This window comes from Mycoplasma sp. 2704 (assembly GCF_034863285.1).
Classification (GTDB): Bacteria; Bacillota_I; Bacilli_A; order Mycoplasmatales; family Metamycoplasmataceae; genus Mycoplasmopsis.
In genome coordinates, this window is record NZ_JAYFFD010000004.1 from 11,902 (window position 1) to 24,664 (window position 12,763).

The 12,763-nt window shown below is 30.6% G+C and carries 8 protein-coding genes; 3 read left to right on the forward strand and 5 right to left on the reverse strand.

Annotation, left to right across the window (positions count from 1 at the left end):
• The 3 genes from rnc (at position 1) to VBM90_RS02120 (ending at position 5,824) form a co-directional block, all read left to right on the forward strand.
• Complete coding sequence (rnc, locus tag VBM90_RS02110) at positions 1-681, forward strand: ribonuclease III (protein ID WP_323176706.1); 681 nt, start codon at positions 1-3, stop codon at positions 679-681.
• Positions 681-3,611, forward strand: coding sequence for an AAA family ATPase (locus VBM90_RS02115; protein ID WP_323176707.1), 2,931 nt, complete (start codon positions 681-683; stop codon positions 3,609-3,611). Before rnc ends, VBM90_RS02115 begins: the two co-directional genes overlap by 1 nt.
• Positions 3,612-3,808: 197 nt before the next feature.
• On the forward strand, positions 3,809-5,824 hold the full coding sequence (locus VBM90_RS02120) for a lipoprotein 17-related variable surface protein (protein ID WP_323176708.1): 2,016 nt from the start codon (positions 3,809-3,811) through the stop codon (positions 5,822-5,824).
• A gap of 92 nt (positions 5,825-5,916) precedes the next feature.
• Here VBM90_RS02120 and VBM90_RS02125 read toward each other — a convergent pair whose 3' ends face one another.
• The 5 genes from VBM90_RS02125 to hprK form a co-directional block, all read right to left on the reverse strand.
• Positions 5,917-7,851 (reverse strand): ABC transporter ATP-binding protein, encoded by a 1,935-nt coding sequence (locus VBM90_RS02125; RefSeq protein ID WP_323176709.1) that lies wholly within the window; start codon positions 7,849-7,851, stop codon positions 5,917-5,919.
• A complete protein-coding gene (locus VBM90_RS02130) occupies positions 7,844-9,637 on the reverse strand; it encodes an ABC transporter ATP-binding protein (protein WP_323176710.1) in 1,794 nt (597 codons plus the stop codon). The genes VBM90_RS02125 and VBM90_RS02130 overlap by 8 nt, the downstream gene beginning before the upstream one ends.
• A 27-nt stretch (positions 9,638-9,664) precedes the next feature.
• Complete coding sequence (locus VBM90_RS02135) at positions 9,665-10,582, reverse strand: NAD(P)/FAD-dependent oxidoreductase (protein ID WP_323176711.1); 918 nt, start codon at positions 10,580-10,582, stop codon at positions 9,665-9,667.
• Positions 10,583-10,796: 214 nt separating this feature from the next.
• A complete protein-coding gene (gene lgt / locus VBM90_RS02140) occupies positions 10,797-11,783 on the reverse strand; it encodes a prolipoprotein diacylglyceryl transferase (protein WP_323176712.1) in 987 nt (328 codons plus the stop codon).
• The gene (gene hprK, locus VBM90_RS02145) at positions 11,776-12,714 is read right to left on the reverse strand and encodes an HPr(Ser) kinase/phosphatase (protein WP_323176713.1); all 939 of its coding nucleotides are present in this window, start codon (positions 12,712-12,714) and stop codon (positions 11,776-11,778) included. The genes lgt and hprK overlap by 8 nt, the downstream gene beginning before the upstream one ends.
• Between the last annotated feature and the right edge of the window lie 49 nt (positions 12,715-12,763).

Below are 12,763 nucleotides of genomic sequence, written 5' to 3' on the forward strand. Positions count from 1 at the left end.
ATGGTTAATTCACTTAAAAGCTTTTTTGAAATAAATAATATTCAACCAATTAGAACGGACTATTATCTATTAGCAATTACACATTCGTCTTTTAATAGAGATAAAGATGACAACTATGAAAGACTTGAATTTTTAGGAGACTCACTTCTACAATTTGTTAGTTCAAACTACATATTCAGAAAGTATCCTCAATTATCGCAAGGTCACGCAACCAGATTAAGATCAACTGCAGTTAGAACGGAAGCACTTGCTAAAATATCTAACGAATTAGGTCTTTTAAAAATCTTAAGAACTGGGCCTGGAAAAATGCGTGAATCAGTGATTAATTCACCAAAAGTTCAAGCAGACGTATTCGAAGCAATGATAGCAGCTATATTTTTAGATCAAGGATTTGAAAAAGCTTCACAATTCATAATCAAACATATATCTCCTATCATTGACTCGGTGCACAATGACGAAAATAAAGATCCTAAAGGTCAACTACAAGAATACTTTCAAAGTATGACAAAGGAAAGTATCACATATCAAACTGATCAACTCAGTGATAAACGTTTTTTAGCAAAAGCTAAACACGATGGTGTTATTTATGGTGAAGGTGTTGGTTTAAGCAAAAAAGAGGCTGAAACTAATGCTGCTATTGATGCACTACAAAAGCTTAAAGATAAAATTGAGGTGCAATAATGAAATTAGTAAAAATCGAAGCACATGGTTTTAAATCATTTGCTGAACCTGTAATCTTACGTTTTGATGGAGGTGTTGCTGGTATTATCGGACCAAACGGTTCTGGTAAAAGTAACATCAACGATGCTATTAAATGAGTTTTAGGAGAACAAAGTTCTAAAGAACTTCGTGGAGACTCAATGCAAGACGTTATCTTTGCTGGTTCTAAAACAGCTAAACCAATGGACTTTGCAAGAGTTACATTAACTTTTGATAACAAAAACTCAAATAACTCAATTCCTGATGAAGTTGTAACAATCACACGTGAATTGCAACGTGGTAAAGGTGTAAACAACTACTATATGAATGGGCAACCTTGCAGATACAAAGATATTAAAAGTATTGCAATGGAAACAGGTATTGGAAAAAGCTCATTAGCTATTATTTCTCAAGGAACTGTTTCAGACATCGCTGAAGCATCTGACGAAGATAGACGTGGAATTTTCGAAGAAGCTGCTGGAGTTTCTAAATTCAAATTCAAGAAAACTGAATCAGAAAGAATGCTTAAAAGTGCTGAAGATTCAATGAATCAACTTGAACCTAGAATTTCAGAGCTTGAAAAACAACTTGGACCATTAAGAAAACAAGCTGAAAAAGCTTTAATCTACAGAGATAAAGCAGAAGCTCTTAAAAAAGTTGAAATTCCATTCTTAGCTAAAGGAATAAAAGAAAATAAAAGAATTTACGAAGAATTAGACGAAGAACTTCGTGGTGTAGACGAAACAATGCAAAAATACAAAGAAGAAATTGCTAGTTTACAAATCGAAATTAAAAACGCAAAAGTTGAAAAAGAAAAAGCAAGACAACAAGTTGATGAACTTGAAGGAACATACAATGGTATGGCTTCAAGATTAAACTCATTAAACTCAACAATTGATCAACAATTTGCAAAAATTAACTTAATCACAAGTGGACAAGTAACAGTTGATAATGATGAAGCTATCAAATCATATGCAAGCGCAATTAAAAGACTTGAAGCTGAATTACTTTACAACACACATACTTATGGTGAACTTAAAGCTCAATTTGAAGAAACTAGAAAACAAATTGAAGAAGATACAAACTTAGTAAACAATTTAAGAATTGCTAACCAAAACCACAGAGACAACTTAATTTCTGCAAAAACGACTTTACAATCTTTATACAGAACTAAAGAATCTAAATTAAACCTTTTCAAAGGTCCTAAAACAATTATGGAAAACAAAATGTCTTTCAAAGGTGTTAAAGGACTTGTTAGAGATTTAATTAAAGTTAAACCAGAATACATCACAGCTATTGAAACTGTTTTAACTCACGCTGCACAACACATTGTTGTTGATATTCCAAACACAGCTGTTAAGGCAGTTGAATTCCTTAAACAAAACAATGGTGGTAGAGCAACATTTATTCCTCTTACATCTATCCAAGAAAAATTTGTTCGTGACGACTATTTATTAGCAGTTACAGGACACCCTGGATTTGTTGCTCTTGCTTCAGATTTAGTTGATGCAGATCCACAATATTCAGTTTTAGTTAAATTCTTATTAGGGAACGTTGTAGTAGTTGATGACATTAAATCAGCTAATGCAATTTCAAATCTTCTTGAGAAAAAATATATGATTGTAACTCTTGATGGTGACATCATCCGTGTTGGAGGGGTTATCGTTGGAGGGACTGCTCAAGAAAGTGATAACGTCTTAGGTATTGATGAAAAAATTGCTAACCTTGAAAACAAAATCGCTGGTATTGAACCAATGATTAAGAAAAATGAACAACAAATCGAACAATTATCATTTAGACGTAACCAATTAATTCAAAAGAGCAGAAGTACTGAATTAGAAATTCACAACTTAGAAAACTCAATCAAACAAAAACGTGAAGAAGTTACAAACTTAAAAGGAAAAGTTGATGCTTCTTCATTATCACTTGATGATTTTGAAAACTCTGAAACAGTTATTGAAAGAAACAAATTACAAGCAAAACTTATCGTTGTTAAAAATGAGCTTGCTGTTGCTAAAAACTTATATCAATCTTGAGATGAAGCATTATCACTTTACAACACTAAATTATCAGATGCTCAAGATTCTCAAAATGCCTTAAACAAAGGTTACAGCAGCAAAATGATTAACAAATCTGAATCATTCAAGATTTTCACTGAATATACAAACAGATTAGCTAACGTTTACCATATGACAGTTGAATACGCTGATCAAAACTTTGTTTTAGAAATTTCTTATGAAAAAGCAAAAGAATTTGTTGAAGAATTAAGACAACAAATTGCTGAACTTGGAAATGTTAACTTAGAATCTATCGAACAACTTGAAGAAGTTGAAAACAGATATGACACATTAGTAGCTAACAGAGATGAATTAGTTCAAACAAGAGACACTTTATACCAAGCTATCGCTGAACTTGACAAAATCATTGTTACAAGACTTACAAATGTTGTTCACGATGTTAACCAAGAATTCAACAACGTATTCAAATCTATGTTCGGTGGAGGAGCTGCTGAAGTTAGATTCGTTGAACCTAATAATATTTTAGAATCAGGAATCAGCATCTTTGCTCAACCTCCTGGAAAAAGTGTTAAAAACCTTAAATTATTCTCAGGAGGAGAAAAAGCGCTTATTGCTATCTCATTATTATTCGCCATCTTAAGAGCTAGACCTCTTCCATTATGTATTCTTGATGAGGTTGAAGCTGCGCTTGATGAAGCTAACGTTGTTAGATATGCAGAATACTTACAAGAACTTAAGAAACAAACTCAATTCATTGTTATCACACACAGAACAGGAACAATGCAAAGAGTTGACTCATTATTTGCTGCAACAATGCAAACACGTGGAATTACAAGTTTCTTCAGTATTCACTTAAAAGATGTTGAAAAATACATTACTGAAGAAGCTAACTAATTCAATTTGATAGTTGACTATCACAAGAAATTGTGGTAGTTTTTTGTTTATCTAAATTTCTGAAAAATAAGCAAAATAACGAAATTTTGCACTTTTATGACCCTATTTTTTTTTTTTTTGCTTTTAGGACTTGCTGACTATGGTTTCCGTGAAACGCGAAACTTGACATATTACTTTAAAAGTTGTATTATTTAATTATGAAACAAAAAAGATTAATAAAAAATTTAAAAAATTTATTTATATTATCAAGCGCACCTTTAACTGCTCTTGTTGCAACCAGCGCAGGTTGTGCAGCAGCACCAAGCTATACAAAAAATCCATTAGCAAAGGTTAATGTTACATATAATGTTGTTAATAGTTATGTAAAACCATCTGTTATAAACACAGAAAATCTCAGTCAATATGTAACTATTAATCCATCAACAGATGAGCTTGTAATTTATAAAACTATTTCAGTTTCACAAACTGACGATGATAAAGGAACATTAAAAATCACTGTTTTACTTGAATCAAAAGAAGATAGTAAACTTACATATTCAAAAGAAATTTTAATTAAAGGTTTTCTTAAAAATATTAAAGCTCAGCCACTTAATCCAAGATATCAACAATTCTTCAACGAGATTGTTGATTCAGCTGAAAACTCAGTTCCAACTGTGTTTATGTCTAGAAATGCGGCTCAATATTTCAACTCTGCATTTATGTTAATGTTAGGTGAATTAAACTACAAAAATAGAAATCAAGATTCACTTAATGATGTACTATTTTTAATAGACAATTCAGTTTATGATAAGTCAAACACAGGAACCCAAAGATTTAATTTTGACTATTTATTGCAAAAATATGGAGACGTTTTACAAACACCAGGTCAATACAACATTGGTAATGGTAAATTAATGGTTGCATCACAATTAAAAGATATGAATCCATCATTAAACGATAATGCTAACAAAAAATACGACGTATTTCCGAGAACATTAAATGAATTATTAACTTACCTAAAACCATATAAAGATGCAGGTGTAAATAAATTCGACTTCTACATTCCGGACATTTCATTCCCATCATTACCAGCAGAAGTTAGAAATTACGTTCTAGAACACGCTAATAAAATAGTGCTTTTATCAGATGGAAATGCACAACCTTATAAATTTGTTGAGGCTTCATATCAAAGTTGAGCTAACAGAACTTCAAACAATCTTTCAAAAGATGAAATCGCAGCTTCATTTAAAGAAATGCAAAGAACTCAAAAACAAACAATTGACTATAGATACTACTTCCAATTAACTGACAAAGTTAAACTTTACAACTTTGATGGTTCATACATTGAATATTTCAACAAGCAACTTAGAGCTTTAGACAAGGCTAATTTATCATTATCAATTAAAGATTACCCAACTGATTATTCACAAATTTTCAAAAATGATAAATTAGAAATGGAAAAAGCAATTACTGAATATGAAAAACTAAATAGATTAGAGGTTCGTAATGCTCTTGACTTTGTAATTCACGGAAAAGAACATTATGATTCATCTAAGAAGAACTTAGTATTTATGGGTTCATCATTATTTAGAAAATACGAAACAAAAGTTGAGACTGATCCATTATATGGAAAATGAAGAATTAAAGAACTTACTGAAAATAGAGAAGAAATTATAAGTTTCATCAATGCTATAAAAATTAAATATCCTGAATCTGAATACAATTATATGTATAAAATGCACCCAGTTTATTCAAAAGATGAATCAATCGAGTACATTAGAACATTATTTGGAGATAACAATAAAGCAATTATTCTTGACTCTTCAGTTTCTTGAGAAAACATTATCGCAGTTGATCACTCTAAAGCTGATTATGGTAAGTCAGTATTCTTCAACGAGACATTTAACAACGATTCTAAAACACATATATTCGGAATTCAAGCTTCATCAACCGTTCTATTATCAACACTTGCATTTGTTAGATCAGCTTACAACTTATCATTAGAACAAGCTAAAGCATTTGTTGATCCTGAAGATTTTGCAATTCCTACTACATTCCACATTATTAGAAGAGATCAAGCTAAACCAAAAAATGGTTTCTATGACACAAACATTAAAGAACTTGATCAAGTTTACAAATACTTCATTCCATCTAAAACATTCTTTGAATTATCAGAATTCAAATCAATACCTGATTTTGTAGCTAAATGAACTAAAATCAAAGAAGGTAAATAATACTTATTTCACTTGCACATAGACACTTTAGTAATTACTAAGGTGTTTTTTTATATAAAAAAGAATAGCTATTTAAGCTATTCTGATTTGAGTTAATCAAGTTCAATTTTACCTGTGTAAAGTTGGTGATAGATACCGTGTAATTTGATAAGCTCATCATGAGAACCAACTTCTTTAATTTGTCCTTGATCCATTACAACGATTTTATCTACATCTCTAATTGTACTTAAACGGTGTGCTATAACAAATGAAGTTTTATTTTTCATAAGTTCATACATACCCTCTTGGATTTCTCTTTCAGTTTCTGTATCAATTGTTGAAGTAGCTTCATCAAGCACTAATATCATTGGATCTAACATACTTGTTCTAGCAATTGAAAGAAGTTGTTTTTGGCCTTGTGAAAGCGATTCTCCTGAATTTTCTAAGATAGTATTAAACCCATCTTCTGTTTGTTTAATGAATCTAGTTGCATTAGCAATTTTTGCAGCTTCTTTAATATCTTTAATTGCTGCATCAGGAGCACCATAAGCAATGTTGTCAGCTATTGATTTAGTAAATAATGAAGTTTCTTGAAGAACATATCCAAGCGATTTACGTAATGAAGATTTTTTAATTAGTCTAATATCAATTCCATCAAGTTTAATTGAACCTTCAAATACATCATAAAATCTATTAATTAAGTTTGTAATTGTAGTTTTTCCAGCACCAGTCGCACCAACAAATGCAACTCTTTCACCTGGTTTAATATGTAAATCAAAATCTTTAATAATAGGTTTTCCTTCAACATAACCTGCATAAACGTGATTGAAATCAAACTTACCATCAATTCTTTTAATTAAGCATCCCATTGAGCCCATTGGTATTTTGAAGTAGTATCTTGATGGTTCGCTTAAGAATTTTTCTTTATCATGAGAATTAAATCAAACAATGCTTGATTTAGATAAATCTGAATGATTAATAATTTCGATTGAACCTTTATCAACTTCTGATAAATTATCCATTGCATCAAACACACGTCTTGCACCAGCCGCGGCCATTGCAAGTGTATTAAACTCTTGAACAATTTGAGAAATTGGTAATGAGAAGTTTCTTGCATATTGTAAGAACGCAACAATAACTCCTGCACTGATTGTGACATCTAATGAACCAATCTTACCACCGTTAAGGTAAATGAGTCCAGAAATAATAGCAATAATTGCATAGTTGATATTTCCAATATTCATAAATACAGGGAATAAAACAGTTACATAAGCTTTTGATTTGTAGTCAGCTTCATAGAACTCTTTATTTCTCTTTTGCATATCTTCAAATGAAGCTTCTTGATGATTAAAGACTTTAATAACCTTAACACCATTAATCATCTCATTTATAAATCCGTTAATAATACCTAGACGTTTTTGTCTTAATGCAAAGAATTTACTTGATTTCCTTGCATAAACAGATGATAAGAACATAGTTGTTCCTACAAGTGCAAATACTATTAATGATAAAAATCAGTTGTAGTAAAGCATAAACACTGTTGTCACAATAAGTGTTGCTAAGCTTGAAAATATTGTTGGTACAGTTTGCATTATGAATTGCTTAAGCACATCAACATCATTAACAAACAATGACATTAAGTCACCTTTAAGTTTCTTATCAAAGTAGCTTATTGGTAATGTTTGCATTTTTTCATATAAGCTATCACGTAGGTTTTTAATAGTTGTATGTGTTAAGAATACTGCTAATCTTGTTGCTATAAATTCAAAAAGCACACCTGATAAAAATAAACTAACTAAGATAATGATTGAAAGGTTGAATCCATTTCAATCAAATTCAGTGAAACCTGATTGAAAAAATGGAACTAAGAATTTGTTGAATAGCACTAACCCTAGGTAAGATTGACCCAAAACATTTACTACTGATGAAATAACGAAACCGAAAATAATGAGCATGAAATATCATTTATTAGTAGCTCAGATAAGTGCAATAACTCTTTTAAGAGCGCCTTTAGCTTCTGAGCTTTTTATAGTTTTTCTTTTATTCATCACTACCTCTATTTTGTGTTTCATATAAATGTCTGTAGTATTCGTTTGATTTTAAAAGTTCTTCGTGCTTACCAATTCCTGAAATTTCACCATCATTAATAATTACAATCTTATTTGCGTGCTGAATTGATGAAATTCTTTGTGCAATAATGATTTTAGTTACATCTCCTAATTCGTATTTAAGTGAGTGTTGGATTTTCTTATCGGTATTATTATCAACTGCACTAGTTGAGTCATCTAAGATAAGAATTTTTGATTTTTTAAGTATAGATCTTGCTATTGAAAGACGTTGTTTTTGTCCACCTGAAAAGTTGTTTCCTGATTCTTCTACTCAAGTGCTCAAGCCATCTTTGGCAAAAACAAAGTCATAAGCCGATGCTTTTTTAAGTGCTTCAATTATTTCTTCATCAGTTGCTTCTTCATTTCCTCAACGCATATTTTCAACAACTGTTCCTGTGAATAAAACATTCTTTTGAAGCACTACAGAAACTTGATTTCTAAGTGCTTCAAGATTGTAATCTTTAACATTAACTCCACCAACTAAGACTTCTCCATTAGTTACATCATATAACCTTGGTATAAGTGAAATAAGTGAAGATTTACCAGCTCCTGTTTTTCCTAAAATACCAACAGTTTCACCTGGTTCAATTGTTAAATTAATATTATTTAAGTTATTTAATTCAGCATGTTCTTTATATTTTAAAGACACATTTCTAAATTCAATTTTTCCACTAGCAACTTCTGTGAACCCATCTTCTTTTTGAACTAAAATTGGTTTTTCTTCAATAAGTTCTCTAATTCTTTTAGCTGATGCCTTAGCAGAAGTTACATTAATAACACCTACAGAGAATAAAATGAAGTTAACTAAAACTTGGAACATATAACCAATGAAAGAAGTTAATGTACCAAAATCCATTGTTGCATTTTGCTTATTCACAACAATATCTTTTGTAGCAACTGCAATAAATGAAACTAAACAAACATAAATAAGTAACCCAAATAAAGCTCTGTTTGAGTTAATTCATTTTTCAGTCATTATAGAAATTTTTCTAACTAATGCTGATGAGTTCTTAATATCAATCAATTCATCATGTTCTTTAACGAATGATTTAATTGTTCTAATTGCATTTAAGTTTTCACCAATTTTTGTGTTTAAGCCATCATAAGCTTTGAGCATTAAATGATATCTTCTATAAACCATAAACATTACAAAACCAATAAATATAGCTAACACAACCATAATTGCAAGCAAAATTGATGCTAATATAGGTGCTATTGTAAATGCAATAGAAATAGCAACCAAAATCATAATTGGTGCTCTAAGCATCATTCTAATGATGTTTAAATAAGCATTTTGAATAGAAACAATATCAGTTGTTAGTCTTGTTATAAGTGTACCATTTGAGTAGTTATCTAAGTTCTTAAATGATAACCTCATTAAATTTTTATAAGCATATGCTCTAGCATTATAACCTAGTCCTGCAGCTGCTTTGGATGCGAAAATTCCACTAAGTGCACCAAAAGCAAGTGATGCTAAAGCAAGCGCAATAATAACAAGCGAATATTTTAAAATACCATTTCACGCTTCGTTTTGTAATGCTGCAAATGCTAACTTTTGAATTCCATTATCCATCAATTTCTTAACAGCTAACGGAATAAGCACTTGTGCTACAACTTCTAAAATAGCAAATAATATAGAAAGCAATGAAGCAGTTCTATAATTTTTCGTTAATTCAAAGAAACTAAAATGTGTTGGAACATAATTTTTAGTTTGTGCCCTCTGCATTATCACTCCTTTCTTTTAAATTGCAAATTAACTTAAATAATCAATTATGCTTCTAGCAGCTACTGCACCATCTGATGCTGCTGTAACTATTTGACGAACTTTTGTTTGCCTAATATCACCTGCTGCATAAATTCCTGGAACATTTGTTTCCATTTTATCGTTAGTAACAATAAAACCTTTTTCATCTAGTATTCCTAAATCCTGAGCAAATCACGCAGACGATTCAAATCCTATGTAAGGGAAAAACGATGAAACTTTAAGTTCTATTTGCTCACCATTTTTATTTTCAATAACAACTCCTTCAAGTTGTCTATCACCCAGCAACTTAACTATTTGTGAATTTTTAAACACTTTAATATTTGGTTGCTTCAATAATTCTTCAACTAAAACTTTATCAGCTTTAAAGGTTTCATCTCTGATAACTAAATTAACTTCACTAGCAATTCTAGATAAGTAAATTGATTCTTCAACAGCTGAGTTTCCATCACCTAAGACTACCGATGGATTTTTACCAAATAATGGAGCATCACAAACGACACAGTAACTAATTCCAAAGTGTTCAAATCTATCATATTCAGGTATGAAAGTTGGTTTTCTATTTATCATTCCAGTTGCAATTAAAACTGATTTACCTTTAACAACTGAACCATCTGATAAAACAATTTCTTTATCATATTTATCTAAGTTATTAATTTTTGTAACTGTACCATAAAGATATTTAGCTCCATATTCTTTAGCATGGTCAAAGAATTCTTGAGCTAATTTTCAACCTTCAATTTCAGATGTACCTAATCAGTTTTCAACTTTTGCAGTTGATGATAATTTACCACCAGGAGCACCCTTTTCGATAAATGCAACATTCAAATTTGCTCTTGATGCATATAAAGCTGCATTTAATCCAGCAGGTCCTCCACCAATAATCACAAGATCATAAATTTCGTTCATAGCTTCTCTCCTTAAAAACTAATTATTTAGCTTTAAATTTTATAACTTTTTAAATCATTGTTAAATGTGAGTAGATTTTATCAAAAAATACAAATTTGCTAGTTATATTGGTGAAAAAGTAAGTTTTTGCTAATTGAGCTAAGTAAATTTTAGTTTGATTAAGCATCTAAATTTGCAAAATAAAAATATATCCAATTGCTTGGATATATTTAAATTAAGCTACAGGTCTTTTAGTTCATAATTTACTAAATAAGTAGCTAAAACTTGTGATGTTTACGTGATTTAAGTAAGCTTCTTTATTTTTGTGTTCAAATACAAATTTGTATTTTTCTAATTTTCTTACATATAAATTTCCTCTTAAGAATTCAAAGTAGATAAGTGCTAATCCACCACCGATGATGAATAAGATCGCAACTACTGAATAAAGGTTATATGATTCTTCACGTAAAGGTTCCATCGCAGCACGAGTTATACCATATCAAATTAAGTATAAAGCTCCACCTGACCCTGGTCTTAATAATCCAAAGTAGTTAACAACTCAACAAATTAAAATATAACCAATTAAGTTTGCTAATCCTTCGTATAAGAATAATGGATATCTGTAGGCACCTTCAAGACCCATACTTGCAGTTAATGAGTCAGAAATGTACATATTTGAAGCAAATGATTTTCCGAACACTAATACTGATGCACCAGTTCAGTCTATTTTTCCATAAACCTCGTGGTTAGCATAGTTTCCAAAACGTCCAACAAATTGTCCTACTAAAACTGCTGGAAGAATGTATCCAAATGCTTTTTTCAGATCAACATCTTTTCTCTTTGTGTATAAGTAAACTATATCAAGGAAAGCGGCTAGAATAACTCCTCCTTGAATACTTAATCCCCCTTGTCAAATTGCGTATCAATGCGAGTTAGGGAATGGATTATCAGGTTGATAAATAAGTCTTTCAATAATGAACCCTAAACGAGCTCCAAAGATACCAGCAGGAACTGTGATTAAAATTATCACAAATAAGATATCTATATTTCAGCCTTCTTTAAATCAGAAGAATAAAACAGTAAGAATTGATAGGATAAAACCTAACATAATCATAAATGAGTAAAGGTGCATTTGAAAGGAACCAATACTAAATAAGATTGTTGAAGTACCCTCTGCTATTGGAGAATCAGGTACTCAAGCAGGATATGCTGAATTATTCATTTTCTAATAGTGTCCTTTCATAAATTTCATCTAATACATTCATACCATCATTTCTAGCTAAGTAAGTATTAACAGCAGCTCTAATTAATGAAGCAGCTGAACCTCCTTCTTTGATTGGTATTTGCATTTTCTTAATTGAACGTCCAAAAATTGGATATTCTAAATAATCAACACCTAATCTATCGAATTCACTGTTACCATCTTGTTTAACAAGTTCGATAACAAGATCGATGATTGATGACTTGGCCACAGTTGATACTCCATAAAGTTTTTTAATATCAACTAAACCAATACCTCTGATTTCAAGAAAATTACGTGTAATTTCTGGTGATGATCCGATAAAAATGTTTCCGTTATCTTTAATCAACACAGCATCATCGCTAATTAAAACTGCACCTTGCTGAATTAGTTGTAAAGCAGCTTCAGATTTACCAACTCCACTAGCTCCAGTAATAAGCACACCTGTTCCTCCAATAAGAACTAATGTTCCGTGAACTTGTGTAACTTCTCCAAAGTAGTTATTTAAATATGAACCGATGTTTGTTGATATGTAAGATGTACTCATATTAACAAGTGCAACTGGAACTTTATATTTGTTCGCTATATCTACAACTCAGTTAATCGCAGGTTTATTAAACCCTTTAGACAAAATAACAAGTGGAGGTTGCTGTGAAATAACACACTCTATAGCTTGGTAAGCTTTAGTTTTACCTATTTCAAAAAATCAAGATGATTCAGCAGTCCCTCAAGCAATAACGTTTTTGTTAATTCTGTCATTTAAATAATTAGCTGCTAATTCTAACCCTACACGTTTGATTGCAGGTTGATAAATGTCGTTATAAACCAATTCTTGATTTTCACCATTTATGATTTTTAAATCATAGAAATCAATGATTTTCTTAACATTAATTTTTTTACGTTCTTTATTCATTGAGTATTTTCCTTGAAATTTAAATTTTGTAATTTAATTTTATTAAATT